Annotated in this window: 28 protein-coding genes and 1 pseudogene; 8 read left to right on the forward strand and 21 right to left on the reverse strand. The window is 63.3% G+C overall.

The features are described from left to right. From GM658_RS25410 to GM658_RS25420, 3 genes and pseudogenes are all read right to left on the reverse strand, one after another. Window positions 1–210: pseudogene (locus tag GM658_RS25410) on the reverse strand (efflux transporter periplasmic adaptor subunit); the annotation flags it as partial. 324 nt (window positions 211–534) lie between these two features. Next, complete coding sequence (sppA, locus tag GM658_RS25415) at window positions 535–2,412, reverse strand: signal peptide peptidase SppA (protein ID WP_155456870.1); 1,878 nt, start codon at window positions 2,410–2,412, stop codon at window positions 535–537. Between the two features lie 26 nt (window positions 2,413–2,438). Then, window positions 2,439–3,908, reverse strand: coding sequence for a sodium:solute symporter (locus tag GM658_RS25420; RefSeq protein ID WP_155456871.1), 1,470 nt, complete (start codon window positions 3,906–3,908; stop codon window positions 2,439–2,441). 62 nt (window positions 3,909–3,970) lie between these two features. On the opposite strand from GM658_RS25420, the gene dgt reads away from it, so the two are divergent. Genes dgt through GM658_RS25435 form a run of 3 tightly spaced genes read left to right on the forward strand, consistent with a single transcriptional unit; the run spans window position 3,971 to window position 6,347 of the window. After that, window positions 3,971–5,194, forward strand: a complete 1,224-nt coding sequence (dgt, locus tag GM658_RS25425; RefSeq protein ID WP_155456872.1) for a dGTP triphosphohydrolase — start codon at window positions 3,971–3,973, stop codon at window positions 5,192–5,194. Continuing rightward, entirely contained in the window at window positions 5,191–6,129 is a 939-nt protein-coding gene (locus tag GM658_RS25430) for an AraC family transcriptional regulator (RefSeq protein WP_211841935.1), read from the forward strand. Before dgt ends, GM658_RS25430 begins: the two co-directional genes overlap by 4 nt. Continuing rightward, window positions 6,129–6,347, forward strand: coding sequence for a DUF3820 family protein (locus tag GM658_RS25435; RefSeq protein WP_155456873.1), 219 nt, complete (start codon window positions 6,129–6,131; stop codon window positions 6,345–6,347). Before GM658_RS25430 ends, GM658_RS25435 begins: the two co-directional genes overlap by 1 nt. Window positions 6,348–6,354: 7 nt before the next feature. Here GM658_RS25435 and GM658_RS25440 read toward each other — a convergent pair whose 3' ends face one another. Genes GM658_RS25440 through GM658_RS25450 form a run of 3 tightly spaced genes read right to left on the reverse strand, consistent with a single transcriptional unit; the run spans window position 6,355 to window position 7,561 of the window. Then, the gene (locus GM658_RS25440; RefSeq protein WP_155456921.1) at window positions 6,355–6,759 is read right to left on the reverse strand and encodes a PPC domain-containing DNA-binding protein; all 405 of its coding nucleotides are present in this window, start codon (window positions 6,757–6,759) and stop codon (window positions 6,355–6,357) included. Beyond that, window positions 6,759–7,139 (reverse strand): glutaredoxin, encoded by a 381-nt coding sequence (locus GM658_RS25445; RefSeq protein WP_155456874.1) that lies wholly within the window; start codon window positions 7,137–7,139, stop codon window positions 6,759–6,761. The genes GM658_RS25440 and GM658_RS25445 overlap by 1 nt, the downstream gene beginning before the upstream one ends. Beyond that, a complete protein-coding gene (locus GM658_RS25450; protein ID WP_155456875.1) occupies window positions 7,136–7,561 on the reverse strand; it encodes a DUF1810 domain-containing protein in 426 nt (141 codons plus the stop codon). The genes GM658_RS25445 and GM658_RS25450 overlap by 4 nt, the downstream gene beginning before the upstream one ends. Before the next feature lie 126 nt (window positions 7,562–7,687). On the opposite strand from GM658_RS25450, the gene GM658_RS25455 reads away from it, so the two are divergent. Continuing rightward, window positions 7,688–8,029 (forward strand): KGG domain-containing protein, encoded by a 342-nt coding sequence (locus GM658_RS25455; RefSeq protein ID WP_155456876.1) that lies wholly within the window; start codon window positions 7,688–7,690, stop codon window positions 8,027–8,029. On the opposite strand, the gene GM658_RS25460 is transcribed toward GM658_RS25455, so the two are convergent. From GM658_RS25460 to GM658_RS25480, 5 genes are all read right to left on the reverse strand, one after another. Next, window positions 8,026–8,940: a DMT family transporter gene (locus GM658_RS25460; RefSeq protein ID WP_155456877.1), complete on the reverse strand. Its 915-nt coding sequence runs from the start codon at window positions 8,938–8,940 to the stop codon at window positions 8,026–8,028. The two genes, GM658_RS25455 and GM658_RS25460, sit on opposite strands and share 4 nt — an antisense overlap. Continuing rightward, window positions 8,937–9,107: a thioredoxin domain-containing protein gene (locus GM658_RS25465; RefSeq protein ID WP_155456878.1), complete on the reverse strand. Its 171-nt coding sequence runs from the start codon at window positions 9,105–9,107 to the stop codon at window positions 8,937–8,939. Before GM658_RS25465 ends, GM658_RS25460 begins: the two co-directional genes overlap by 4 nt. A gap of 77 nt (window positions 9,108–9,184) precedes the next feature. Then, the gene (locus GM658_RS25470) at window positions 9,185–11,335 is read right to left on the reverse strand and encodes a putative bifunctional diguanylate cyclase/phosphodiesterase (protein WP_155456879.1); all 2,151 of its coding nucleotides are present in this window, start codon (window positions 11,333–11,335) and stop codon (window positions 9,185–9,187) included. Continuing rightward, window positions 11,328–12,278 carry an EAL and HDOD domain-containing protein gene (locus GM658_RS25475; RefSeq protein WP_155456880.1) on the reverse strand — a complete coding sequence of 317 codons (951 nt, stop codon included), beginning with the start codon at window positions 12,276–12,278 and terminating at the stop codon, window positions 11,328–11,330. Before GM658_RS25475 ends, GM658_RS25470 begins: the two co-directional genes overlap by 8 nt. Before the next feature lie 85 nt (window positions 12,279–12,363). Then, complete coding sequence (locus GM658_RS25480) at window positions 12,364–13,296, reverse strand: LysR substrate-binding domain-containing protein (RefSeq protein WP_155456881.1); 933 nt, start codon at window positions 13,294–13,296, stop codon at window positions 12,364–12,366. A gap of 105 nt (window positions 13,297–13,401) precedes the next feature. Between GM658_RS25480 and GM658_RS25485 the strand changes: the two genes are divergently transcribed. The 4 genes from GM658_RS25485 (at window position 13,402) to GM658_RS25500 (ending at window position 17,258) form a co-directional block, all read left to right on the forward strand. Continuing rightward, window positions 13,402–14,100, forward strand: a complete 699-nt coding sequence (locus tag GM658_RS25485) for a pirin family protein (protein ID WP_155456882.1) — start codon at window positions 13,402–13,404, stop codon at window positions 14,098–14,100. Window positions 14,101–14,286: 186 nt separating this feature from the next. Beyond that, window positions 14,287–14,940 carry a GTP cyclohydrolase II gene (gene ribA, locus GM658_RS25490; RefSeq protein WP_155456883.1) on the forward strand — a complete coding sequence of 218 codons (654 nt, stop codon included), beginning with the start codon at window positions 14,287–14,289 and terminating at the stop codon, window positions 14,938–14,940. Window positions 14,941–14,973: 33 nt separating this feature from the next. After that, complete coding sequence (locus tag GM658_RS25495) at window positions 14,974–16,284, forward strand: S1 family peptidase (protein WP_155456884.1); 1,311 nt, start codon at window positions 14,974–14,976, stop codon at window positions 16,282–16,284. Beyond that, window positions 16,281–17,258 (forward strand): FHA domain-containing protein, encoded by a 978-nt coding sequence (locus tag GM658_RS25500; protein WP_155456885.1) that lies wholly within the window; start codon window positions 16,281–16,283, stop codon window positions 17,256–17,258. Before GM658_RS25495 ends, GM658_RS25500 begins: the two co-directional genes overlap by 4 nt. Here the strand turns inward: GM658_RS25500 and GM658_RS25505 are convergent. The 10 genes from GM658_RS25505 to GM658_RS25550 form a co-directional block, all read right to left on the reverse strand. Next, on the reverse strand, window positions 17,255–17,665 hold the full coding sequence (locus tag GM658_RS25505; protein ID WP_155456886.1) for a VOC family protein: 411 nt from the start codon (window positions 17,663–17,665) through the stop codon (window positions 17,255–17,257). The genes GM658_RS25500 and GM658_RS25505 overlap by 4 nt on opposite strands. Before the next feature lie 18 nt (window positions 17,666–17,683). After that, the gene (locus GM658_RS25510; RefSeq protein ID WP_155456887.1) at window positions 17,684–17,986 is read right to left on the reverse strand and encodes a hypothetical protein; all 303 of its coding nucleotides are present in this window, start codon (window positions 17,984–17,986) and stop codon (window positions 17,684–17,686) included. Between the two features lie 80 nt (window positions 17,987–18,066). Then, window positions 18,067–19,008, reverse strand: a complete 942-nt coding sequence (locus tag GM658_RS25515) for a cupin-like domain-containing protein (protein WP_155456888.1) — start codon at window positions 19,006–19,008, stop codon at window positions 18,067–18,069. Between the two features lie 4 nt (window positions 19,009–19,012). Further along, window positions 19,013–19,510, reverse strand: a complete 498-nt coding sequence (gene ispF / locus GM658_RS25520; RefSeq protein WP_155456889.1) for a 2-C-methyl-D-erythritol 2,4-cyclodiphosphate synthase — start codon at window positions 19,508–19,510, stop codon at window positions 19,013–19,015. Next, window positions 19,507–20,190 (reverse strand): 2-C-methyl-D-erythritol 4-phosphate cytidylyltransferase, encoded by a 684-nt coding sequence (gene ispD, locus GM658_RS25525; RefSeq protein WP_155456890.1) that lies wholly within the window; start codon window positions 20,188–20,190, stop codon window positions 19,507–19,509. The genes ispF and ispD overlap by 4 nt, the downstream gene beginning before the upstream one ends. After that, window positions 20,187–20,894 (reverse strand): hypothetical protein, encoded by a 708-nt coding sequence (locus tag GM658_RS25530; protein WP_155456891.1) that lies wholly within the window; start codon window positions 20,892–20,894, stop codon window positions 20,187–20,189. Before GM658_RS25530 ends, ispD begins: the two co-directional genes overlap by 4 nt. A gap of 4 nt (window positions 20,895–20,898) precedes the next feature. Next, window positions 20,899–21,456, reverse strand: a complete 558-nt coding sequence (locus GM658_RS25535) for an NUDIX domain-containing protein (protein ID WP_155456892.1) — start codon at window positions 21,454–21,456, stop codon at window positions 20,899–20,901. 154 nt (window positions 21,457–21,610) lie between these two features. After that, window positions 21,611–21,913 carry a DUF2818 family protein gene (locus GM658_RS25540; protein ID WP_155456893.1) on the reverse strand — a complete coding sequence of 101 codons (303 nt, stop codon included), beginning with the start codon at window positions 21,911–21,913 and terminating at the stop codon, window positions 21,611–21,613. A gap of 6 nt (window positions 21,914–21,919) precedes the next feature. After that, window positions 21,920–23,404: an NADH-quinone oxidoreductase subunit NuoN gene (gene nuoN / locus GM658_RS25545; RefSeq protein WP_155456894.1), complete on the reverse strand. Its 1,485-nt coding sequence runs from the start codon at window positions 23,402–23,404 to the stop codon at window positions 21,920–21,922. A gap of 15 nt (window positions 23,405–23,419) precedes the next feature. Beyond that, a complete protein-coding gene (locus tag GM658_RS25550) occupies window positions 23,420–24,925 on the reverse strand; it encodes an NADH-quinone oxidoreductase subunit M (protein WP_155456895.1) in 1,506 nt (501 codons plus the stop codon). Window positions 24,926–24,929: the final 4 nt, after the last annotated feature.

Here is a 24,929-nt window from a genome sequence, read left to right on the forward strand (position 1 = left end):
GCCGCCGGCGCCTGCTGCGCCACCGCGTCCGCCGGCGCCCGCCATCGCCGCTGCGCCGGGACCATCATCGGCCGGGCCGCGATGGGTCAGGTACCAGGCCAGGCCGCCCAGGACCAGCATTCCGGCCAGGGCAGCGGCACCGCCGATCCAGCGCGCACGGCGGCTGGCCTGCGGTTTCGTACGTGCATCAGGTGTTGTTGGAGTCTCCATATGGCGACCCTTTCTTATTGGAGTGATATCTGAATTGACTCTAGCACACGCCTGTTGCCCGAATAAGTTAGGCACGAAACATCAGAAACAATTCGGCTACTTCGAGAGCAGCCCGCGCCGCTTGCAGGGGGCGTGTCTGACCCTGCGGGTCAGACATGGGGTTACCGGTTTTCGTGGGTATGTGGACAAAAACCGGCAAGGCGGTGTCTCACCCACAGGGTCAGGCGCCCGGCAGGGCCGGCGGCGCGGGCCGGCAAAAGAAAAACCGCCGGACGGGCCGGCGGTTTTTTGGGCTGTAACAACTGCTTACAACGCTGCTACAAACTAGTCAGGTGAACTGCAGAGGCAATGGGTCAGCGCCATGAACGGCTTGCGCTGTGCAGTCATTTCATTCAGCCAGCCCAGGTCCTGCACCACTTCGGTCGCCACGCCGGCAGGCACGCCGGCCGGCAGCAGCGAACCGCGCGCCTGCTCGCCGAAGGCCTTGGCGGCAGCCGCCTTGGCCGACGAAGCACCGAAGAATTCCAGTACCTTGTCGAAGCGCGTCTGTTCACGCTCGATGTACACCACGCGCGGCTCGCCCGTGATCTTGGCGCGGCGCGCCGCAGCCTTCAGCGCATCCTTGTAGCCGCCCAGCGTATCGACCAGGCCGCGTTCCTGCGCCTGGGCGCCGGTCCACACGCGGCCCTGGCCGACGGCATCGATCTTGTCCGCGGTGGTATTGCGCGCCTTGGCCGCCTTGCTGGTGAATTCCTCGTAGGTGTGGCCGATTGCGCCCTGGATCAACTGGCCGAAGCGCGGGTCCATCGGACGCAGCGGATTGGCCGCATCGCCCAGCCAGGTGGTGGTCTGGCCGGCGGTGTGGATGCCCAGCTTGTCGATCACCTTGTCCACGGTCGGGAATAGTGCGAAGACACCGATGGAACCGGTCACGGTGGCCGGATCGGCAATCACCTCGTCCGCCGCCATCGAAATCCAGTAACCGCCGGATGCCGCCACGTTACCCATCGAAACGATCACCGGCTTGCCCGCTGCGCGGGTCAGTTCCAGCTCGCGGCGAATCAGCTCCGAACCGAAAGCGCTGCCGCCAGGTGAATCGACACGCAGCACGACTGCCTTGATCGAGCTGTCTTCACGGGCCAGGCGCACCAGGCGTGCAGTGGACGTGCCGCCGATCTGGCCGGCCGGCGCGTCGCCGTCGCTGATCTCGCCCACCGCCATCACGACGCCGATCGCATCGCCCGTCAGTTTAGGGAATACGCGGGCCAGGTAATCGTGGTAGCTGACCTGGCGGAAGGACTTGACCGAAGGATCGTCCACGCCAAGCTTGGTCATCATCACGCGCAGTTCGTCCTTGGTCTTCAGCCCGTCGACCAGTTTCGCATCCAGCGCCACCTTGGCCAAGTTGCCCTTGGCCTCGGCCACCAGGGCCGGCAGGTTGTCGATCGCCTTCATCAAGGAGCCTTCCGGCATCTTGCGCGATTTCTCCACCTGGGCGGTGTAGCGCGCCCACAGGTCGTTGTACAGGAAGGCATCGGCTTCCGCCGCCGCCGGCGACGGGCCGTTGGCAATGTACGGTTCGGCGAAGCTCTTGTAGGTACCGACCTTCATCAGGTTGACGGTCACGCCCACCTTGTCCAGCGCATCGCGGTAGTAATTGCGGTATTTGCCGAAGCCTTCCAGGAACACCGCGCCCATCGGGTGCAGGTAGACTTCATCGGCATGCATGGCGATCTGGTACTGGCGCTGGTTGTAGCTCGAGCCCCACGCCACCACCTTCTTGCCGCTGGCCTTGAAACGGTCCACCGCGGCGCCGATCTCGCGCAGCATGGCCTGGCCGCCGCCCTGCATCTCGTCCAGCACCAGCACGGCGCCGCCGATTTGCGGGTCCTTGGCTGCCGCATCGAGCACGTTCAATACGTCGCGCAGCTGCACGGACTTGTGCACTTCGCCGCCGGCCAGTCCGGCCATCAGCGCATCACGGCTGCTGCCGGCCGATTGTTCAACCAGCGCGCCTTCCAGGTTCAGCACCAGCATGGTCTTGTCGCCAAGGGGCTTGACGCCGCCGCCGGCGATGGCCGCGATCAGGAAAATCACCACCAGCAGGAAGATGAAGTTCATGGTCGCGCGGCGGCTGCTGTCGACCGCACGCCAGAACCAGGCGAAACCACCTCGGATATACGAGAAAACAGAGCAAGACATCACTACTCCTAATGCAAAAAATGTAACTACCTCACACTATAAGCGACATTCGCCTTATCGGGTGAAGAAATGAGATACAGCCCAGCCATGACCAGCATCCCGTTGATGACCAGCAGTTCCAGGCCAATGCGATAGCTGCCGAACAGCGCCTGCTGGTTGAAGTCGGCCAGTGCGCACAGCAAAGGTCCCGCCAGCGCCACCCACGGCACCCGCTTGTCGTTCACCGCCCGTTTGCTGAGCAGGCCGAAGGCAAACAGGCCAAGCAGCGGCCCGTAGGTGTAGCCCGCAAGCTTCAGGATCACGCCGATCATGCTGGCGCTGTCGATCCATTTGAAAGCCATCACCAGCAGGAGGAACAGCGCGCAGAACCCAAGGTGCACGCGGTGGCGGATGCGCAATTGCGCGCCCTCGCCCAAGTCAGTGCGCCGTTTCAGGCCGAGGATGTCGATGCAGAAGGATGAAGTCAGCGCGGTGATCGCCCCGTCCGCGCTCGGGAACAAGGCGCTGATCAGGCCGAGCATGAAGACCAGCTGCAATGCGGCCGGCAAATGGCCCATCGCCACGGCAGGGAAAATCTTGTCGCCGCTGGCGCTCACGCCCACTTGCGGCGCATACAGGTGCAGCAGCCCGCCCAGGAACAGGAACAGCGCCAGCACGCCCGCCAGGATCAGGTTCAGCGCCAGCATATTCTTTTGCGAATCGGCCAGCGTACGCACCGAGATATTCTTCTGCATCATTTCCTGGTCCATGCCGGTCATGGTAACCACGATGAAGGCGCCCGCCAGCACCTGCTTCCAGAAATAGGCCGGGCTGTCGATATCGCTGGTGAATACGCGCGCCAGTCCGCTGGAGCGCATATGCTCCAGGCTTTCCAGCACGCCCAGGTTCATTTCGTGCAGCAGGAAGACGGTGCACGCCACCAGCCCAAACAGCATGCCGATGGTCTGCAGGGTGTCGGTCCAGACGATGGTCCTGACGCCGCCTTCGTAGGTGTACAGCAGGATCATGGCCAGGATCACCAGGCTGGTGAGCCAGAACGGCACGCCCAGGCTATCGAGGATGGTCGCCTGCAGGATGTTCACCACCAGGTAAAGGCGCGCCGACGCACCCAGGGTGCGCGACAAAATGAAGAACGCCGCCCCGCTCTGGTAGGAACGGCGGCCGAGGCGTACGTCAAGATAATGGTAGATTGAAGTCAGTTTCAGGCGGTAGTACAGCGGCAGCAGCACATAAGCCACCGCGATATAGCCGATGAAATAGCCGATCATGATCTGCAGGTAGCCAAAGCCGTCGCGCCCCACCGCGCCCGGCACGCTGATGAAGGTCAATCCGCTCAGCGTGGTGCCGACCATGCCGAAGGCCACCAGCATCCAGTTCGAATTCTTGTTACCGATGAAGAAGCTGTCGTTATTGGCGTTGCGCGAAGTGGTCCAGGCGACGCCCAGCAGCAGGCCGAAATAGGCCAGCACCACAATGAAGAGTGAAACAGGTGACATGTTTTATCCAGCGATGAAACAAATTTGGGCTGCAATATACACCCGAATGTACAATCGCCCTCATGTACGATCAAACCACCATCGATTTTGCCCGCGCCCAGGAGGCGCTGGTACTGCCGCTCGAATACCGCGTCCACAGCCAGGCCGACGGCCGCAGCGAGGGCCGCGAGGAATGCATGCGCGATTACGCACGCGTGCTGTATTCGTCCTCCTTCCGCCGCCTGCAGGGCAAAATGCAGCTGCTCGGGGTCGACGCCAACCGCTTCAACCGCAACCGCCTGACGCACAGCCTGGAAGTGGCGCAGATCGCCCGCTCCATCGCCGCCGACCTGGGCCTGGAGCGCAGCGTCGTGTCGGAAACCTGCTCGCTGGCGCACGATATCGGCAATCCGCCCTTCGGCCATTACGGCGAAAAGATTCTGGACGAACTGGTCGCCGAACATGGAGGCTTCGAAGGCAATGCCCAAGCCTTCCGCACCCTGCGCACGCTGGAGAAAAAGCATCACGCCTACGCGGGCCTGAACCTGACCGTGCGCTCGCTGCTCGGCATCACCAAGTATTTCCAGCGCCGGGCCGACAATCCGAAGAAATTCCTGTACGACGAGGATTACGATTTCCTGTCGGCGCAGCTCGCCGCGCACGGCGTCTCGCTGCGCAAGAGCATCGACGCCCAGATCATGGACCTGGCCGACGAAATCGCCTACGCCGCACACGACGTGGAAGACGCCCTGAGCTTCGGCATCATCACCTGGGGCGAGATCGTCCACGAATTCAGGATCAGCAAGGACTTCTCCGCTGCCTACGAGCAGTTCGCCAGCATCGCCAACCACGCCCACGAAGAAGCACTCAAATGCGATATGCAGGAAAGCTCGGAAGAATATTCCATCGTGCTGCGCAAGGAGTTGACCTCGCAGATCGTGCATGAACTATGCCGCGACATCGCCGTGACTGAGGGCAAGCATGGTCCGGAACTGGGCTACCGCAGCAAGGGCCTGCTGGCGCGCGGCCTGAAAAGCCTGCTGTGGCGCGCCATCCTGCGCAAGAAAGACGTGCAGCTGTACGAAAAGCGCGGCGAGAAAATCATTCGCGGCCTCTTTGAAGTCCTCACCGACAAACACTACAACAAGGGCGGCATCCTGCTGCCACCCGCCATCCGCAGCCTGAAGGATTCGCGCGAGCGCCTGGTGGCCGACTACATCTCCGGCATGATGGATTCCTACGCCGCCAAGGAATACGAAAAGTATTTCGGCCCCGGCAGCCTCGATCGCATCTACCCGCTGGCATGAACGATCCGCGCAGCGAATACGAGCGCCGCATGAACCGCGTGCTCGACTACATCGACCGCAACCTGGACGGCCAGCTGGACCTGCCCGGCCTGGCCGACATCGCCAACTTCTCGCGCTACCATTTCCACCGTCTGTTCGCGGCATGGATGGGCGAGACGCTGGGCGACTATGTGCGGCGGCGCCGGCTGGAAGTGGCTGCGCACAAGCTCGCCGCCGGCGGCGCCGTGCTGGAGGTCGCACTGTCGACCGGTTTTGGCTCGGGCGAGGCGTTCGCGCGCGCATTCAAGCTCCGCTTCGGCAGCACCCCGACCGAATGGCGCAACAATACGCCGGCGCGCATCGCCGCCTGGCTGGCGGAGATCGACGCGCAACATAGCAATCCTGATCAGGCGAACAGCAAACACGATCAGGACGGCGGTGGCGCGGCGGGCGAACATCTGGGCTCCAACAACCACCATGGAGCTCGAAAAATGGAAGTCAAAGTCATCGACCTGCCGCCAGCCCGCATCGCCTACCGCCGCCACATCGGCCCGTACGGCCCGGCCATCGGACAATTCTGGGACGCCACCATCATGCCCTGGATCCTCGGCAACGGCCTGGCCCACGCCACCTGCTACGGCATCGGCCACGACGACCCGAGCGTCACGCCGGCCGACAAATGCCGCTACGACGCCTGCGTTGAAATCCCGGAAGGCTTTGAGCCGGGCGGGCAATTCAGCGTCGCCAGCCTCCCAGGCGGACGCTACGCGGTCACCCGCTACACTGGATCGCCGCGCGATATCGGTCCGGTGTGGAACCGGCTGATGAACGAATGGCTGCCATCCAGCGGCCTGCAATGCGACGAACGCCCATGCTTTGAACGCTATGAAAGCCTGGCCACGCAGACCGGCGGCAGCTTCACCTGCGACATCTGCATCCCTGTGAAAGCACTGTAATGAACCCTGAATACCTGGCAATGCTGGTGGCGCGCGATATGCCTTACGGGAAGTACAAAGGCCGCAAGCTGGCGGACTTGCCAGGGCATTACCTTGGCTGGATGGCGCGCGAAGGCTTTCCGAAAGGAGAGCTGGGCGCGCTCCTGGCCCTGATGTACGAGATCGACCATAACAACCTGCGCGCCCTGCTCGATCCGCTGCGCTGCGGGCGGCGCTAAGCCGCCGCTAAGCCGCCGGAGCCGGCCGTATCGCCAGTTCCGCAAAACCGGTCAGCGGATCGTGCTCGCGCGAGAAGCTGTGCGCAGGCAGCAGCACCAGCAGCAATTCCGCCGTCGTACGCACGATGCAGCCGCGCCCCACGTGCCCGCCGAACACGCGGCCGCGCGCATCGGACAGCATCATGTGCAGGTGCGCCCCATCGGGCGCCACCGATCCGGCCAGCGTCAGGATCTCAAGGTCGCCCAGCAGCTCAGTCGGCTGCGCCAGGCCCGCATAGCGGATCTGCGCCACCGACAGGCTGCCGATGCCCTGCACCAGGTAACCCGCCATGGCGCCCGCATCGCGCAAGGCCTGCTCGACGGCGCCGCGCAGGTCGTCGCCTGGATTCAGGCGCAACGGCAGCGCCTCCATCATGCCGGCAGGCGCGGCGCCACCATGGCAGTGAACTCGCCCGTTTCGACCAGGCGTTCCAGGTCGGAGAAGCCGCCGATCAAGACGCCGTCGACGAAAATCATCGGGAGGGTCGGCCATCCAGTCCACATCTTCAAAGCCGTACGGCGGCGCCACATGCTGAAGTAGCTGCCGTATTCCAGGTAGGCATGCGGCACGCCTTGCGCATCGAGCAGCTTGCGCGCTTTTTTCGGGAACGGATTCCCGCGCATGCCCACCACCACTACGCGGTTGGCCGCGACGGCAGCCTGCACCTCGGCCACGATATCGGCGTGGTTCCTGGCCACGCGCTCGCGGATGGCCGGATGCAGGTGTGCGTCGTCGAGAATCTTTCGGGTCATTGTCTTTCCTTGTCCAGTAAATCAAGCGTGGCCTGGTCGGGCACGCCGCCAAAATATTTGTCGAGGCAATCGCGGAACAATGCGTCCCCGGGCGACGCCTGTGCAAACAGCGTCATCGAGGAATGGAACTTCATATTGTCCGGCGACCCGAAGATACCATGGACCGTGGCTCCCTGGACAGCCAGCACCAGCGCACTGCATTCACGCAAGCGCGGCCCGAGCACGGAATGCGCCAGGTAAGCGCGCGCCTCGGCCAGCCCACTGATCGCGTAATGCTGCGCTGTGGCGCTGTAACCCAGGCCGGCCAGCTGCGGAAAGATGAACCACATCCAATGGCTGCGCTTGCGTCCAGCCGACAGTTCCTTAACCGCCTGTTGGTAGACGCCTTCCTGTGCAGTGACAAAGCGCTCGAGGCCGAACATGGCGCCTCCTGAAAAATTTCATTTCAATTAGCCATTGTCCTACAAACACTGGTAGCGTGTTCTGATTAATTGGCGCCGCCTGCGCGCCTACCATGACGACTCCTTGAACCGAAATGGGAGATGATCATGGCATCCAGTAACCAAGACAACCGCGGCGGCAATAAACAGTCGGGCGACACCAGCAACCGTGGCTTCGCTTCGATGGACCCGCAAAAGCAGCGTGAGATCGCCAGCGAAGGCGGCAAGGCAGCCCATGCTTCCGGCAATGCACACGAGTTCACCTCGGAAGAAGCACGCAAAGCCGGCAGCATGAGCCACAAAAATGACGGCAACCGCCAGTCCGGCTCCTCCGACTCCGGCAGCCGCCAGAGTGGCAGCGGTGGCAGCAGCGGCGGTACCCGCGGCGGCACGCCTGAACAGCATGCCGAAGCTGGCCGTCAGAGCCACAAAAACGATGACAAGCGTTAAACGCGCCGCGTCATGAACGGGACCGTCCAACGCGACGGTTCCGGCAGCAGCCCGGTGGTCAGCGCACATCCCGCGAGGATCACCAGGCAGCTCCCCGCCATCTGCCACGTCAGCGACTCACCCAGGAACAGACACCCCCACAGCACGCCGAACGCCGGAATCATGAACAGCGCGCTCATCGCCTTGCTGGCGCCCAGCCGGGCAATCAAGCCAAAGAACAGCACATACGCAAAGGTCGTGCACAGCGCCGCCAGCGCCAGCACAGCGCCCCAGGCCTTGGCCGAAGGTGCCTCGGCAGGCCACAAGGCCAGCGCCGGACCGGCGAGCAGGATGGCCGCCACCACCTGGCTGCCTGTCGCCACCGCCAGCGGCGGCGCTTCCGACAGATAGCGCTTGCTGAAATTACCCGAGATCCCGTACAGCAGCGTCGCCACCAGGCAAGCCAGCGAAGCCAGCGCGGTGTTCAGTACATCGTGCTGTGGCAGGAAATGCAACTTGCCCGCCACCAGCAGCACCACGCCGCCAAAGCCCAGCGCCAGCCCGGCCATGCGGCCCAGGGTCAGGCGATCGCCCAGCCAGATCGCGCCGAGCAGCGCCGCGAACAAGGGCGTGGTCGCGCTCAGGATGGAAGACAATCCCGCCGGGATCGTCAAGGCCGCGTAATTGAACAGCAGGAAAGGCAGCGCGGCATTGCTCACGCCGACGAAAGCGATGCCGCGCCAATGCCGGCGCAGCGCCGCCAGTTGTCCGCGCCAGAGCAGCAGCGGCAGCAACAGCAGCGCCGCCGCCACAGCACGCACACCGCCCATGGCCACCGCGCCGAACGCCGGCGCGCCAACGCGAATGAACAGGTAAGACGCGCCCCAGATCGCCGCCACCGACACCATTTTCCCCGCATCGCCGCGCCTCATGGCAGCACCCCATCCAGTTCGGGGGCGGTCTGCGAGCTGCTCAGCCATTGGCCTGCCAGCGCCAGTGTCGCAGGCTGTGGGAGACGCCTGTAGGGCAAACCGTTCTCTTCCAGGATCATCAGCAATTGCTGACCCGGGGGCGTTGCAAGGTAGTAGTAGTCCAGCATGGCAATCCCTTTCGATTTTCGTCAGGGATAGTTTGCTCCGCAGGGTGGCCCCACAAAAGATCCACGATGAGCAAATTTTATAGAGCCAGCGTTGACTGCCGGCCCGTGACGGCCAGACGCTTGCCCTCACCCAGCATGCGCTCGAAGTCCGCCGCGGGAATAGGCTGGCTGAACAGGTAGCCCTGCAACTGGTCGCAGCCGAGCTCGCGCAGGAAACTCATCTGCTCGATGGTTTCCACGCCCTCGGCCACAATCTCCTGCCTCAGCTGTTTGGCCATGGTCACGATGGCGCGCGCAATGGCGCAATCGTTTTCTTCGAACGGCAAACCGATGACAAAGGCGCGGTCGATCTTCAGGGTGCTGATCGGGAATTTCTTCAGGTAGGCCAGGCTGGAATAGCCAGTGCCGAAATCGTCCAGCGCCAGCGACAAGCCCATCGCCACCAGCTTGTTCATGATGGCGATCACATTATCGGCCCCGCGCACCAGCAGGCTTTCGGTCATTTCCAGCATCAGCTGCTCGGGCGGGACCTGGTGGCGCGCCATCACGTCGGCCACGCGCTGCGGCAACTGGTTGTCGAACTGGCGCGCCGACAGGTTGACGGCAATCGGCGGCATCATCAGGTTGGCGTCGCGCCAGGCCGCGATCTGGCGGCAGGCTTCCTCCAGCACCCAATTGCCCAGGTCCAGGATCAGGCCCGTTTCTTCCGCCACCGGGATGAACACGCCCGGCGACACCAGCCCGCGCACCGGATGGCGCCAGCGCAGCAGCGCCTCGGCGCCGACCACGCGCCCGCTGCGCAGGCTTACCTTCGGCTGGTAGTACAGCAGCAGTTCCTTGTTGGCCAGCGCCTGGCGCAGTTCGCTTTCGATGCGCAAATGCTCCTTGGCGCGCTGGTTCATTTCTTCGCTGTAGAACAGCAGGGCCGGCGCCTGGCCCGGCATCACGCGCGACATCGCCGCTTCGGCGCCGCGCACAAGTTCCGATGCCTCCTGTGCGTCTTCCGGATAAACGCCAATGCCGACGTGGGCGCTGACCTGGAGGCTGTGCGTGCCTACCTGGATGGGCGCCTCCAAGGCTGCGATCAGTTTTTGCGCGACGATCGCGGCGTGCTCGCGCTTTTCAATCTGCGGCAGCGCAGCGGCGAACTTGCCGCCGTCCAGGCGCGCCAGGATATCCTCATCGCGCAAGACCTGGCGCAACACGCGCCCCACTTCCACCAGCAGGGAGTTGCTGACCTCATGGCCCAGCGAATCGCTGATCGCGCTCAGGCGATTGATCTCGATAACCAGCAGCGCGCCGTGCTCCTGCTTGCGGCGCGCCTCGGTCATGGCCTGCCCCAGCAACTGCAGCAACAGGCCGAGATTCGGCAGGCCGGTCAAGGTGTCGTAATTGGCCAGCCGCTGCATGCGCGCCTCGGCATCCTTGTGCACGCTGATGTCGGAGAACAGCGAAAAAGTGTGGCTGATCGCGCCGTCTTCGCCGCGCACGGCGCTGACGGTGACCGCCTGCGGGAACAGCTCACCATCCTTGCGCCGGCCCAGGATCTCCCCGCGCCAAGGCGGCGCGCCCGCCATGGCCGCCTTGACCCGCGCCGGGAAGTCTGCATCCGGCAGGCCGGAGCGCAGCAAATCCGGCGTCTTGCCCAGTGCTTCCGGCGCGGTGTAGCCGGTGATGCGCGTGAAGGCGCTGTTGAGCGATACGATGCGCTCCTGTCCATCGGTGATCAGCACCCCCTGGTCTCCTTCTTCGAGGATGCGCGCGTGCAGGCGGGTCTTCTCCTGCAGCGTCAAACCCTCGACCAGCGGCGCCACCAGCACGCGCATGCCGTCCGGCTGGCCGGTCTCGTCGCGCAGCAGGGCAATGTCCAAGCGCACCCGTATCGTTTCACCGGACTTTTTGCGCCGGCGCACGTCGGCCACAGCATGACCGCCCATCTCCGCGATGTCGCCGTCTTCGTCATCTTCGGCATACAGGAACAGTACGTGCTGGCCCAGCGCTTCGGCTGCCGGATAGCCGAACAACTGCTCGGCGCCTTCATTCCACCCGGTGACGTAGCCCAAGTGATCGAGCATCAGCTGCGCAGCGACCGGCGTTGCCTGCGCCGCGGGCTGCATGCCCCACAGCGCAGCTTCCAGTTCTGCCAGCGTAGCCGCCTGTGCCTCGCCCTGCTGGCCGCGCGCCAGCTGGCTCAGGGCCAGGCAATGGGCAATGCGATCCTTATCCATGGCCGCTCATTTCGCTGGTCATCTCCAGCATCCACAAGTTCGCCGCCACCACCATGCGGTTGAACTCCAGCGCCGGCAGCTGCAAAGCCTCCAGGCCCATGGCCACGGCCACCAGGTCGCTGTGCTCCGCTGCTTCCACCAATGCCAGCAGCTCACCCAGTTCGCCCGACTTGGCCAAAAGTGCGCGCTGTGTCGCATCGCCCAGGTTCAATGGCGCCAGCAGCTCGCCAAGCGGGACGCCGAACAGCACACCCAAAAGCGAAAACATGCCGGCCATGAAGGCCTGCTCTTGTACCTGCTTGCCCAGCCCCGTTTCCCGCGCCAGCAGTTCCATGGTGCGCGCCCGCACCGCCACGCGCGCCAGCAGCATGGGCGAACGCACGTCGTCGCTGCGGGCGGCGAACAGCATCAGGTTCAGCCAGCGCCGCAATTGCTGGCGGCCCAGGATCAGGATCGCCTGGCTGAAGCTCGTCACCTTGCGGCCCGCGCCCATGGCCAGCGAATTCACAAGCTTGAGCAGTTGGTAGGACAGCGTCGGGTCGCGCCGCAGGATGTCTTCGATTTCGTGGGTGGCGGCGTCGTTGACCACCAGCTGCACCAGTTGCAGCGCCGTCGCGCGCGACGCTGCCTGCGCGACGCTGGACCTGGCTGGCGCGCGCAGCGGCCAGTCGCCTTCCACCCACAGGGCCTCTGGCTGCAGCGCCAGTTCGGTATCGCTGCGCTGCAAAGCCGCCACTTGCATGCGCTGGAAGCCAAGTTCGGCCAGTCCCGCCGCCAATTGCCCATCCAGCTGCTGCCGGTAAAAGCACGGCAGCTTGACGGCCAGTTCGCGCAATTCCACAGGCAAGGCCGGCTCCCCGCTGCCGCAAAACAGCAAGCCGCCCGGTTTTCCCTGGCGGTTGGCCAAAAGCTTCAGGAACACAGGAGTTGCAAGCTCGGACATGCGCACTGGCTCTCAATGAAACAAATCTTATGGTACTCCGAAACAGTTGGCTGGCGTCAACACGAATGCCGCCGCATCGACGCGCTTATTGATCGTGCGCAACAGTAGGCAGGTGGTGGCAAAGCCGGTCGAACATGCCGGGTTCGGACATGCGCTGCCGCCACCAGCGCAAGGCCGCACCGGACTCGCCGCTGCGCCAGGCCAGGTAGAAGGTTTCGTCCGGTTTCGGCTCCTCGACCTCCTTTTCCACCAGCAGGCCGGCGGCGATGGCTTCGCGCGCGCAGCGCTCGGGCAGGAAGCCGAATCCCAGCCCCGCGCGCTGGCAGTCGAATTTGGCCTGCATGGTTGGCACGGTCAGCGTGTCCTGCCCCAGCACCAGGCCCACCGTGCGCGGCGCCAGCAGGCGCGAAGAATCGGCAGTGGCGATGGCGCGGTGCAGCTGCAGTTCGTTGCGCCCCAGGCGGCCCCGGACCTGCGCCAGCGGATGCTGCGGCGCGACCGCAAACACCCATTTCAACTGGCCGATCGGCTGCGACACGTAGCCGCCGCCCGCCGGTCCGTCGCCCGGCGCGCCGACCACGATGTCCACGCGCCGCTCCAGCAAGGCTTCCCAACTGCCGCCCAGTGTTTCCTGCGCCAGCCGCAGGCGCGTCTGCTGCGTCACCTCATAGAAGGCACGCACGTCGTCCATCAGCACGCCGGCGCCGAACATGGAATCCAGGCCGACGGTCAGTTCCGTCTCCCAGCCGGACGCCACGCGCCGCACGCGCTGCTCCAGGTCGCCCGCCGCCTTGAGCAGGTAGCGCCCTTCCTTCAGCAGCTCGCGCCCGGCCGGGGTCAGCTCGACCCGCGGGCCGATACGTTCGAACACCTGCACGCCCAGCTCCTCTTCCAGCTTGCCGACCGTGTAGGAAATTGTCGATGGCACGCGGAACAATTCACGCGCAGCGGATGCGAACGAGCCGCCGCGGTCGATGGCATCCACGATCTGCAGGGCTTCCAGGCTTAATCTGAGCATTCGAAATTTTCGATCATATGAAGGCAAATTATTCGCTTTTTAACATCATAAAGCGGGCCTATACTGTGAAACATCTGATCGAAATTATCGCACAAGGAGATAAACATGTTACAAGTTCGCAAATCTGAAGAACGTGGTGTTGCCAATTTTGGCTGGCTGGATTCCCGTCATAGCTTCTCCTTTGGTCACTACTACGATCCGAAACACGTTGGTTTCGGCCCGCTGCTGGTGATTAACGAAGACAAGGTGGCGCCAGGCCAGGGCTTCGGCACCCACGGTCACCGCGATATGGAAATCATCTCCTACGTGTTGAGCGGGGAACTGGAGCACAAGGACAGCATGGGTAACGGCTCGGTGCTGAAGTATGGCGACGTGCAGCGCATGACGGCAGGTACCGGCGTGCGGCACTCGGAATACAATCACTCGAACCGCGAGGGGGTGCATTTCCTGCAGATCTGGATCCAGCCTTCGCAGGGCGGGATCGAGCCTGGGTATGAGGAGAAGCATTTCACGCCCGAGAGCAAAACCGGCGCCTTGCGGCTGGTCGCGTCTCCGGACGGGCGGGATGGGTCGGTGCTGGTGCACCAGGATGCCTTCATCTATGCCTCCATCCTGAATGGCGGCGGCGATGTGGTGCATACGCTGGCAGAAGGCCGCCAGGCTTATGTCCACGTCATCCGCGGCGCGCTGACTGTCAACGGCACCGCCTTGAAAGGTGGTGATGCTGCCAAGATTACCGGCGAGACGACGGTGACCTTGTCCGGCGCGGAGGAAGTTGAAGTCCTGCTCTTCGACTTGCCTTAAACCCGGCAAACCTGGGTCTGACCCAAGGGTCAGACCCTGTCTGCTCACCTGCCAGCATCCGCTAAAACCGCCGTCCTGGAGACCGTAGGGGGGCAGACGGGACGGCCATCCGGCTTGGGGCTGACCCCTCTTCCGGGTTTTTGTTATGATTGCAGGGTTCCACAATACAAAGATCGAAAGAGCAACATGCAGCCCGCAGCAGAACAACCGGTAAAAGAAGAACTGGACTACGTGACCTCATGCGCCTTGCCGACGCCATGGGCCCAGTTCACGCTGCATGCTTTCGTCGAACATGCCACCGGCAAAGAGCACCTGGCGATGGTGCTGGGCGATATCGGCAACGGCGAGCCAGTGCTGGCGCGCGTCCACTCCGAATGCCTGACCGGCGACGTGCTGTTCTCCCAGCGCTGCGACTGCGGCGCCCAGCTTGAAGGCGCGCTGAAGCGCATCGCCGAAGAAGGCCGCGGCGTGCTGCTCTACCTGCGCCAGGAAGGCCGCGGCATTGGCCTGATCAACAAGATGCGCGCCTACCGCCTGCAAGAGCAAGGCGCCGACACCGTGCAAGCCAACGAACAGCTGGGCTTCAAGCCAGACCAGCGCAACTACGGCCTGGTGGAACCGATGCTGAAGCAGTTCGGCGTGAAGAGCCTGAAGCTGATGACCAACAACCCGCGCAAGATCGCTGCCATGGGCGCCCTCGGCGTCGAAGTGGCGGAACGGGTGCCGCTGCTGGTCAACCGCAACGCCTTCAACCAGCACTACCTGAATACCAAGGCGCTAAAATTGGGGCATATGATGACCCCGGTGACGCCGCCGGCCGCCGAAGACGGCTCGCTGTAACCGGGCCCCGCCCCACGTCGAAGATAGGATTAGATGAAATTCTCTAAACTGGCATTCATACTGACTTTGACCTGGGGCTGCGCAGCAGCCAATGCGCAGCAAGTCCCCCCTCCCGATGCCGTCGCACTGCCCACGCCTTCGAGCACCGCGCAAAAACTCTATTCCGCCGCCAAGGCCGACCTGTTGCAGGTACGGTCGCTGCTCAAGACCGGCCGCACCCAATCCTCGGTGGGTTCCGGCTTCCTGGTCGGCACCTCCAACCTGGTGCTGACCAACTACCACGTCGTCTCGCAATTCGCGCTTGACCCGGACACCTACACCGGCGAGTGGGTTGATACCGCCGGCCAGCGCGGCAGCATCGAGCTGCTGGCGGTGGACGTGCTGCACGACCTGGCCGTCGTCCGCGTCAACCGTTACGGCACCGGCTACTTCAAGCTGGGCGACAAGCCTGTCACGCTGACCCAGGGCCAGTACCTGTACTCGATGGGCAACCCGCTCGACCTGGGCTTCGCGATTTCGGAAGGTTCGTTCAACGGCGTGATCGCGCGCAGCTTCTACGAGCAGCTGATGTTCACCGGCCCGATCAACGCCGGCATGAGCGGCGGCCCAAGCGTGACCGTGGATGGCGCCGTGGCGGGCATCAACGTTTCCAAGCGCCTCGATGGCGAACTGGTGTCCTTCCTGGTGCCGGCACGCTATGCGCAGGAACTGCTGAAAAAAGTCGAGCCGGACGCCAAGCCGCCGAAGGATTTCACCGCCATCGTCGCCCAGCAGTTGCTGGTGCACCAGAAGGCCATGATCGACCAGCTGCTGGCCAAGCCCCTGACCGCCAAGGCCATGGGGCCCTATTCGGTGCCGGTGCGCGAATCGGAGCAGATGCGCTGCTGGGGGCGTTCCAACGACCGCGATTCCTTCTCGGTGGAAGTGACCAACTGCCAGATGGAGTCCTCGCTGTTCGTCTCCGGCTCGCTGCAGACTGGCCAGGTGCAGATCCAGCACCAGTTCATGAAGAGCACCGGCCTCGATGCAGTGCGTTTTGCCGTCCTCTCGAGCAACTCGTTCAAGAACGAGGACTTCGGCAACTACAAGGACAAGCGCCTGACCGGCCCTAGCTGCACCGAACAATTCGTCAAGAACGGCAACCTGCCGATGCGCGCCGTGATGTGCGTGCGCGCCTACCGCAAATTCGACGGACTGTACGACTTCGCCCTGCTCACCTCCAGCACCGACGATGGCAAGATGAACCTGCAAAGCCGCCTCGACGCACGCGGCGTTTCGTATGAGAACGGCCTGCGGGCCTCCCGCGCCTTCCTCGAATCGCTGTCGCGCGGGGGCAAGAAATGAACGGCCCTTTCTACATCGAGACCCTGGCGCGCAATGGCGACGTGCTGCACCGCCACCGCGTCGATAAGCTGCCGATCACTATTGGCCGCGGCTACAACAACGATTTCATCCTCGACGATGCGCACACTGCTGCGACCCACGCGGTGGTGGAACTGGCCGAAGACGGCGCCCTCACGATGCGCGACCTGGGCAGCCAGAACGGCATCGTGGTGCACGGCAAACGCGAGGCGCGCGTAGCGATCAACGGCACCACCGTGGTCCGCCTCGGCCACACACGCCTGCGCGTACGCGACGCGGCCTTCCCGGTTGAAGCCGAAGTCACCGACACCACCATGCACGCATGGGAAGGCGGCGTGCCTGCGCTGGCAGGCATGGCTTTGATCGCCCTCTTCGTTGGCGCAACGGAAGCGCTGGCCGACACCGGCGCTTTCCAGGCCATCCGCTACCTGCTGGTGATTGCCACCGGCATCGGCGCCGGCATGGTGTGGAGCGGCGTGTGGGCGCTGGCGAACCGCCTGTTCAGCGGCCACGCGCGCCTGGGGCGCCACCTGTTCATCCTCGGCAGCGGACTGGTGGCGATCGGCGCCTGGAAGGCTTTGAGCGGCGTGCTGGCTTATGCCTGGTCGGCCGAAGTGTTCACGCGCTACGGCAACCATGTGGTGATGCTGATCCTGGTCGCGATGATCTACAACCACCTGCGCACCATCAAGCCGCTCAAGCCGCGCGCTTTCATTACGTCCTGCGCGGTGTTCCTGGCGTTAGGCTCTGGCATGATCCTGATGCGCAATTATGAAGGCGCCGGCCGCCTGCGCGATGAGCTGTACATGTCCGTCATCCTGCCGCCATCGATGCGCCACAGCGAGGACCACAGCATCGACGAATTCATGGGCGACGCGGCCAAGCTGAAGGCCGATGCCGACAAGGCTCGCAAGTCCTCGAAGCTCAAGAAAGACGACGAGGACGACGACGATTAAGAAGCGTAAGCTGCGCCGCGCAGTTCGACGGTGTTGCCTTCCGGGTCGTTGACGTAGATCGACGGCCCCTCGCCTTCCGCACCGTAGCGCGATTCGGAAGGACCGTTCGGCACGTCGTGCGCGCTCAGGTGGGCGCGGATCGCCGCTTCATCGAACGGCTCGACGCGGAAGCAGAAGTGGTCGACGTTGCGGCCTTCCTTGCCTGGCGCGGCGCCGCCCATCTTGCCCAGCTTCTTATCAATCGGCACCAGGTCCACCAGCGAGCTGCCGGCGCGCAGCTGGATCAGGCCAATCTCGTCCTGGCGCCGCTCGATGGTGCAGCCCAGCACCTCGGTGTAGAAACGGATCATGCGGTCGGCGTCGACAACGCGCAGCACGATGTGGTCGATTTCGCGGATTTTGATCAACTTGGGTCTCCTGTTCTGTTAGATACGCAAGCGGCGGCGGTCGTTCAAAAAAGCATCCAGCTGCTCGCCAGACAGCACCTTGACCGGGTCGCCGTGGAAGACATACAGGTAAGGCTCCCCGCCTAGCCGGTCAGTCATTTTCGCCAGCACCAGGAAGCAGGTTCCGAGCGGATAAACATCAGTATCACGCAACGCCTGCGAACACTGCACCCGCATCTCCGGGCTGAACGCCTGCCCATTCACCGGCCGCACCACTACCCGGCCGCCCTCCTCCAGCGACTCCACCGCCACGTCGCGATAGTCAAAAGTGTCTCTTGTCATCCCCGCATGTTACCTGATCCATCCCAAGACGTGTTTTGGCGCGGGCCAGGACAATCCCCTACCCTGGCGCCTCCGAGGCTTTATGAATTACGCTGCAATGCAAACGGCTTGCCGCGCGCCCAGCGGTTGGATGAGAGGGAGAACGTCAGCGCGCGGACCTGGTGGTACCAGCCGGCAGGGACGTACAGCATGTCGCCCGGCTGCACAATGACTTCGATCAGCGCGGCTTGGCGCGCCAAGGGGTAGCGCTCGAAGTCGGGGTTTTCGGGATCGAAAGGACTGCCGAACAAGACCGGATTCGCCTCGCGCGTGTAAAGGAATTCGTCGTGATGTGGCGGCGCCAGGAAGATGCGTTTGGCACCCCATACTTGCGCGAAGATGTTGTCGTCGAAGTCGCTGTGCAGCGGCGTCACGGTCCCAGCGGGGCCGATCCAGAAGCGCGGCGGTCCCATTTTCTCGAAATACGTCGGCCAGTGGCAAAGGCTGTTCAACTCGCGCAGCTCCAGGTTGCCGAGGTACGGCGGCAGCCCTTGCGTCGCTTCTGCGAGGTCGAGATATTCGCGCATGGTGGTGTCCAGCATCGCACGATCCGGCGCGAAGGCGGTGCCGATGTAGTCCCCCACGCGGGCGCGTACGTGCACATCGCCAAAGCGCTGGCGCAGGATCTCCGGGCCAAGAGCGCTGATCGGCCAGCGCGCGATGGCGCCCGGGATCAGGAATGGATATCCTTCAAGTGCGCGGGCGCGAAAGCCGGCGGCGTTCGCGATGCGCACACGCGGCAATTCAGCGATGTGAGGCAGCAAGCGCGAGGCCTGTTTGATCGCCTCGCGCATCTCTTCCATCGATGAAACGCCACGCACCTCGGCATCGCGCCGGGCGCGTGCGTCAGCCCTCGCGCGCTGGTCCGCCGCATCGGACGGCACAGTGCGGGAGGCTTCAAGCGGCGGCAGGCGCGATGCGGACGGAACTGGCGCGACTGGCGGCGGTCCGCCCGCCTGCTCCGGCGCCTTGCTCTTCGTCATGCGCTCAAGCACCCTGTCGCAGAACCAGCAGCGCCACGGCCTCCGCGTTGATGCCTTCTTCGCGCCCCAGGTAGCCGAGCTTCTCGTTGGTCTTGGCTTTCACGTTCACGTGGCCGGCCGGCACACCCAGGTCGGCCGCAATATTGGCCGCCATGGCGGCGATATGCGGCGCCATCTTCGGGCGCTGCGCAATGATGGTGCAGTCCACGTTGCCGATATCGTAGCCGGTGGCGCGCACGCGCTTGGCCGCCTCGCGCAGCAACACGCGCGAATCGGCGCCGCGGAATTCTTCGGCGGTATCCGGGAAGTGCTTGCCGATGTCACCCAGCGCCGCAGCGCCAAGGATGGCGTCGGTGATCGCATGCAGCAACGCATCTGCATCCGAGTGGCCGAGCAGGCCGCGTTCGTGCGGGATCTCGACGCCGCCGAGAATCAGCTTGCGGCCTTCAACCAGGCGGTGCGAGTCATAACCCTGGCCGATACGGAATGGAAGTTGCGTCATTTTGAATCCTGTCTCAAGTACATTTCTGCGATCGCGATATCGGTCGGCAGCGTCACCTTCATATTGCGCGGATGGCCCTCCACCAGCATCGGCGAGAGGCCCAGCATCTCGATTGCGCTGGCGTCATCGGTGATGGCGTTCGGGTCCGGCGCCAGCGCCAGTGCACGCACCAGCAAGGCATACGAAAACATCTGCGGCGTCTGCGCCAGCCACAAGCCGTCGCGCGGCGTAGTCTGCACGGCGCCGGTGCGCGTGGACTTTACCGTGTCCACCACCGGCAGCGCAAGCAGGCCGCCGCCTTCATGGTCGCCAACCGCTGCAATCAGTTTCGCAATCAGCTGCGGTGTCAGGCCGGGACGCGCGGCATCGTGCACCAGCACCATGTCGTCGTCGCCCAACTCGGAGCGCATGGCGCGCAAGCCATTCAGGATCGACTCCATGCGCGTGGCGCCGCCGCAGCGCAGGATCGTCACACTGCGCTCCGGCGTGATCGAATCGATATAGCCATCGTCCGGGCTGACCACCACGAAGGTGTGCGCGATCTGGTCACTGTGGTGGAAGGCATCCAGCGTATGCTGCAGCATCGGCACACCGTTGATCGGCAAGTACTGCTTCGGGGTGGCAGCGGCCATGCGCGCGCCAATGCCGGCGGCGGGGATCAGTGCAAAGTATCGCTTCATTTTATGCTGCGTGTCTTCCTCAAAATATTCTGTATCTCGCCGTTGCACGCCTTGCTCAAGCGGGCGTATTCGGCGGGCGAATCGATCTTTGCCTGCAACACCTCCACCTTGGCCATTTCGGCCTTGATATAGGGCATCCAGCCGCTGTCGATTTCGTGCTCCAGCGCTGACCGCGCGGTGCCCGCCGGCGCATACAGCGGTTTGGCTTCAAAGCGCCGCGCCAGCGCGGAACGCACGATCTTTTCTACTTTCGCCAGATGGTCCATGTAGGCATTCATGTGCCGCAGTTCGTGCGACAGGATTTCGGCATAGCCGCAGGTCCCTGGCGGAAACTCGTTGCCGACATAGATGCGCACCGGGGCGTACGTCAGCTGCACCTTAATCTGGGGCGCCACACATTCGTAGCCGCTGGCCGGGTCGGTCAGCATCGGTCCGTCCAGGCCGATCTGCACGCGCGACTCGGTGCGGGTCAGGCCCAGCACGTAGCCGGTGGCCGGCATCCTCTCGGTCCGCATGGCCGACAACTGCTTGTACGACAGCTGGGTATTGACGGTGTAGCCGCTCTGGCGCGCCGACAACACCGAGACTGTCTTGCTGATCGTGTCTTCGCAGCGGATCTGGAATGGCGTGCGCTGCACCTGCGCTGCCTGCGCCTGGTTCGCCGCGAGGGCTCCAACCAGCATCAGGCTGCGCGAGGTGTTCATGGCGTCAGTCCAGTTTCCAGTCGCCGGAGCGCAGCTTGTCGAGCCAGAAGGCGCCGATCACCGTCTTGACGTCGGTGATCTTGCCGCTTCGGACCCAGTCCAGCATTTCATCCACGGTGGCGGTGATGGTTTCGATGAACTCGCCGTCATCCAGCTTGGCCGCGCCGGCGGTCAGGCCGCGCGCCAGGTAGATGTCCAGGTGCTCGTCCGAGTAGGCGATGGCGTTGTGGATGGTGCTGACGAATTTCCATTCGCTGGCGGTGTAGCCAGTTTCTTCTTCCAGCTCGCGGATGGCGCAGGCTAACGGGTCTTCGCCCGGGTCGATTTTGCCGGCCGGGAGTTCAATGAAGACGCGGTCGTTGGGGTAGCGGTATTGGCGCTCCAGCAGGATTTTGCCGTCGTCCAGCACGGGGATGATGACCACCGCGCCGGGGTGGCGGATGTATTCGCGCTTGGTGCGCTTGCCATCGGGCAGGCTGACCGTGTCGCGGTGGACTTTGAGGAAGCCGCCGTTGTAGGCGATTTCGCCGTCTATTCTGGTTTCTTTTAGGTGCTTGTCCATGTTCTTTTTAACCCGGTAAACCGGGGTCTCACGGCCACGGGGTTGGTTCTAGGTTTTTGACTATTTAAGAAGATCAAAGGCCTCGACCCAAACCCCGGCCTTAAGACCGTTGGGGGTCTGACCCTTGGGTCTGCCCCCGGTTTACCGGGTTCAATCAGTGGTGTTTACGCAGGTAGCGTACCACGAAGCCAGGGAATGCAAACACCAGGAAGGCAAACGCCGCGACCCAGTAGAACTCCCAGTTCTGTGGAAACGCGGTGCCGATGCGGGATTCGAGGGCCATGCCAATGCCGCCGACGGCGACATACAGCACAGCCAGTTCCGCCAGCCGCAGCAAGAATGGCTTGCGGGCGGCCTTGAGCGGAACCAGGCCAAACACCTTCTCGTTCAGGAAAGGCAGGTTGGCGGCCACCACTGCAAGCAGGATGACCAGCCAGGAAGATGCATTCACATCCATCGAAGATCAGGTTGCGAGGGTCTTCGACATCGCCGACAGGCAGGCGTTCAGCAGCGGGCCTGGCATCATGCCCAGCACCACGACGGCAACGCCGTTCAATGCCAGCACCATGCCATTGTCGCCGCTGACGGTCAGCGGAGTATTGTCGGCAGCTTCGTCGAACCACATCACCTTGACGATGCGGATGTAGTAGAACGCGCCCACCAGCGAGAACATCACGGCGAATACGGTCAGCCACACGGCGCCGGTCGCCAGCACCGATTGCAGCACCGCGAACTTGGCGGCGAAGCCCATCATCGGCGGCACGCCGGCCAGGGAGAACATCAGCACCGACATCAGCGCGGCGTATGCCGGGCTGCGCTTGGCCAGGCCCTTGAAGTCGTCGATTTCTTCGGCTTCGAAGCCCGAACGGGCCAGCACCATGATCATGCCGAACGAGCCAACAGTGGTCAGCACGTAGGTGATCGCGTAGTACATCGCAGCCGAGTAGGCAGCGGCAGCGTGGCTGCTGTCGTGACCAACAACGCCGGCCAGCAGGCCAAGCAGCACGAAGCCCATTTGCGCGATGGTGGAGTAAGCCAGCATGCGCTTCAGGTTGGTCTGTGCGATGGCGGTCAGGTTACCGATCGCCAGCGACAGCACGGCCAGGATCATCAGCATTTGCTGCCAGTCGTCGGCGCGCGGCAGCATGCCTTCCACCAGCAGGCGCACGCAGATGGCGAAGGTCGCCAGCTTCGGTGCGCCGCCCAGCAGCAAGGTCACGCCGGTTGGCGCACCCTGGTACACGTCCGGTACCCACATATGGAATGGAACCGCACCGAGCTTGAAGGCCAGGCCAGCCACCACGAACACCAGGCCGAACACCAGGATCGACTTGTCGACGGTGCCGGTGCCCAGCTTGCGGGCCACTTCGGAGATATCCAGCGTGCCGGTCGCGCCGTACAGCATGGACATGCCATACAGCAGGAAGCCGGAAGCCAGCGCACCCAGGATGAAGTACTTCATCGCAGCTTCGGTAGCGCGGGTGTTATCGCGGCGCAGCGCCACCAGGGCGTACAGCGACAGCGACATCAGTTCCAGGCCCAGGTAGACGGTCAGGAAGTTGTTGGCCGAGATCATCACGTTCTGGCCCAGCAGGGAGAACAGCGCCAGGACGTAGAACTCGCCGCCCAGGTTACCGCCCAACATGCCGCGGTCGGTGGAGTACTGGCGTGCATACACCAGCGTCATCGCCATGGTCAGGTAGGAGAACAATTTCAGCAGGTTGCCCATCGGGTCGTTCAGGAACATGTTCGAGAACGCGTAGATGGTGGTGCCGGCACTGTAGTCGGCAAAGCTGAACAGGGCCGCGCCCACCAGGGTCGCCAGCGTCAGCATATAGGTGATCGCACGCTTGCCCTCATCGAGGAACATGTCGATCAGCAGGATCGCCGAGGCAGCGATCAGCAGAAAAACTTCTGCGTACATCGGGATCAGGTTAGTGGTATTCATGAAAACTTGGTCCTATCAGTGCGCCACAACTGGCAGCTTGGTCTGGGCGACGTGCGCCAGCAGGTCGGCCACGGAAACTTGCATCACGTCGGTGAACGGCGCCGGGTACAGGCCCATCACCAGAACAGCGATTGCCAGGATGCCCAGCATCAGGAACTCGCGGTTATTGACGTCGGTCAGTTCTTCCACGTGCGGGTTGGTCACAGCGCCGAAGATCACGCGCTTGGCCATCCACAGGGAGTAAGCGGCGCCGAAGATCAGCGCGGTCGCGGCAGCGATACCGGTCACGAAGTTGAACTTCACCGCACCAAGGATCACCATGAATTCGCCCACGAAGCCGGAGGTTGCCGGCAGGCCGCAGTTAGCCATGGAGAACAGGATGAACAGGGCAGCGAACTTAGGCATCTTGTTCACGACGCCACCGTAGTCGGCGATCTGGCGCGAGTGCATGCGGTCGTACAGTACGCCGATGCACAGGAACATTGCGCCGGAGATGAAGCCGTGCGACACCATCTGCACAATACCGCCCTGCACCGACATGTCGTTGAACATGAAGAAGCCCAGGGTCACGAAGCCCATGTGCGCGATGGACGAATACGCCACCAGCTTCTTCATGTCTTTCTGCACCAGGGCCACCAGGCCGATGTAGATCACGGCGATCAGCGACAGGCCGATGATGAACCAGGCGTATTCGCGCGATGCGTCAGGCGCGATCGGCAGGGAGAATCGCAGGAAGCCGTAAGCACCCAGCTTCAGCATGATCGCGGCCAGCACTGCGGAACCGCCGGTCGGCGCTTCCACGTGCACGTCCGGCAGCCAGGTGTGGACCGGGAACATTGGCACCTTCACGGCGAAGGCCATGAAGAAGGCGAAGAAGATCAGGGTCTGCTCTTTCATCGTCAGCGGCGTTTTATGCCACTCCAGGATGTCCCAGCTACCGGACTTGTTGTACAGGTAGATGATGGCAACCAGGGTCAGCAGAGAACCGAAGAAGGTGTAGAGGAAGAACTTGAACGCTGCGTAAATGCGGTTCGCACCGCCCCACACGCCGATGATGATGTACATCGGGATCAGGGTCGCTTCGAAGAAGAAGTAGAACAGCAGGCCGTCGGTGGCGCTGAACACGCCGATCATCAGGCCGGACAGGATCAGGAACGCGCCCATGTACTGCGCTACGCGCTCGGTGATCACCTGCCACGCCGAAATCACCACGATGACGGTAATGAAGGCGGTCAGCGGGATGAACCACATCGACAGGCCGTCAATGCCCAGCGAGTAGAAGATGTTGAAGCGCTCGATCCAGGCCGACTTCTCGGCGAACTGCATGCCGTGAGCCTGGGTATCGAACTGCGTGATCAGCGGGATGGTCGGCAACAGCGAGACCAGCGAGCCGGCCAGCGACAGCACGCGCACCATGCCGGCGCGCGAATCGCGGCCGACAGCCAGCACGATCAGGCCGAAGATGATCGGCACCCAGATCGACAGGCTCAAATAAGTAGAAAGATTAGTCGTTGACTGCATTTGT

The organism is Massilia eburnea (genome assembly GCF_009720745.1).
Lineage (GTDB): Bacteria > Pseudomonadota > Gammaproteobacteria > Burkholderiales > Burkholderiaceae_D > Rugamonas > Rugamonas eburnea.

Coding starts and splice junctions, on each gene's coding strand:
- sppA (WP_155456870.1), bottom strand. CDS start 2,412: ATGTCTTGCTCTGTTTTCTCGTATATCCGAGGTGGTTTCGCCTGGTTC.
- GM658_RS25420 (WP_155456871.1), bottom strand. CDS start 3,908: ATGTCACCTGTTTCACTCTTCATTGTGGTGCTGGCCTATTTCGGCCTG.
- dgt (WP_155456872.1), top strand. CDS start 3,971: ATGTACGATCAAACCACCATCGATTTTGCCCGCGCCCAGGAGGCGCTG.
- GM658_RS25430 (WP_211841935.1), top strand. CDS start 5,191: ATGAACGATCCGCGCAGCGAATACGAGCGCCGCATGAACCGCGTGCTC.
- GM658_RS25435 (WP_155456873.1), top strand. CDS start 6,129: ATGAACCCTGAATACCTGGCAATGCTGGTGGCGCGCGATATGCCTTAC.
- GM658_RS25440 (WP_155456921.1), bottom strand. CDS start 6,759: ATGGAGGCGCTGCCGTTGCGCCTGAATCCAGGCGACGACCTGCGCGGC.
- GM658_RS25445 (WP_155456874.1), bottom strand. CDS start 7,139: ATGACCCGAAAGATTCTCGACGACGCACACCTGCATCCGGCCATCCGC.
- GM658_RS25450 (WP_155456875.1), bottom strand. CDS start 7,561: ATGTTCGGCCTCGAGCGCTTTGTCACTGCACAGGAAGGCGTCTACCAA.
- GM658_RS25455 (WP_155456876.1), top strand. CDS start 7,688: ATGGCATCCAGTAACCAAGACAACCGCGGCGGCAATAAACAGTCGGGC.
- GM658_RS25460 (WP_155456877.1), bottom strand. CDS start 8,940: ATGAGGCGCGGCGATGCGGGGAAAATGGTGTCGGTGGCGGCGATCTGG.
- GM658_RS25465 (WP_155456878.1), bottom strand. CDS start 9,107: ATGCTGGACTACTACTACCTTGCAACGCCCCCGGGTCAGCAATTGCTG.
- GM658_RS25470 (WP_155456879.1), bottom strand. CDS start 11,335: ATGGATAAGGATCGCATTGCCCATTGCCTGGCCCTGAGCCAGCTGGCG.
- GM658_RS25475 (WP_155456880.1), bottom strand. CDS start 12,278: ATGTCCGAGCTTGCAACTCCTGTGTTCCTGAAGCTTTTGGCCAACCGC.
- GM658_RS25480 (WP_155456881.1), bottom strand. CDS start 13,296: ATGCTCAGATTAAGCCTGGAAGCCCTGCAGATCGTGGATGCCATCGAC.
- GM658_RS25485 (WP_155456882.1), top strand. CDS start 13,402: ATGTTACAAGTTCGCAAATCTGAAGAACGTGGTGTTGCCAATTTTGGC.
- ribA (WP_155456883.1), top strand. CDS start 14,287: ATGCAGCCCGCAGCAGAACAACCGGTAAAAGAAGAACTGGACTACGTG.
- GM658_RS25495 (WP_155456884.1), top strand. CDS start 14,974: ATGAAATTCTCTAAACTGGCATTCATACTGACTTTGACCTGGGGCTGC.
- GM658_RS25500 (WP_155456885.1), top strand. CDS start 16,281: ATGAACGGCCCTTTCTACATCGAGACCCTGGCGCGCAATGGCGACGTG.
- GM658_RS25510 (WP_155456887.1), bottom strand. CDS start 17,986: ATGACAAGAGACACTTTTGACTATCGCGACGTGGCGGTGGAGTCGCTG.
- GM658_RS25515 (WP_155456888.1), bottom strand. CDS start 19,008: ATGACGAAGAGCAAGGCGCCGGAGCAGGCGGGCGGACCGCCGCCAGTC.
- ispF (WP_155456889.1), bottom strand. CDS start 19,510: ATGACGCAACTTCCATTCCGTATCGGCCAGGGTTATGACTCGCACCGC.
- ispD (WP_155456890.1), bottom strand. CDS start 20,190: ATGAAGCGATACTTTGCACTGATCCCCGCCGCCGGCATTGGCGCGCGC.
- GM658_RS25530 (WP_155456891.1), bottom strand. CDS start 20,894: ATGAACACCTCGCGCAGCCTGATGCTGGTTGGAGCCCTCGCGGCGAAC.
- GM658_RS25535 (WP_155456892.1), bottom strand. CDS start 21,456: ATGGACAAGCACCTAAAAGAAACCAGAATAGACGGCGAAATCGCCTAC.
- GM658_RS25540 (WP_155456893.1), bottom strand. CDS start 21,913: ATGGATGTGAATGCATCTTCCTGGCTGGTCATCCTGCTTGCAGTGGTG.
- nuoN (WP_155456894.1), bottom strand. CDS start 23,404: ATGAATACCACTAACCTGATCCCGATGTACGCAGAAGTTTTTCTGCTG.
- GM658_RS25550 (WP_155456895.1), bottom strand. CDS start 24,925: ATGCAGTCAACGACTAATCTTTCTACTTATTTGAGCCTGTCGATCTGG.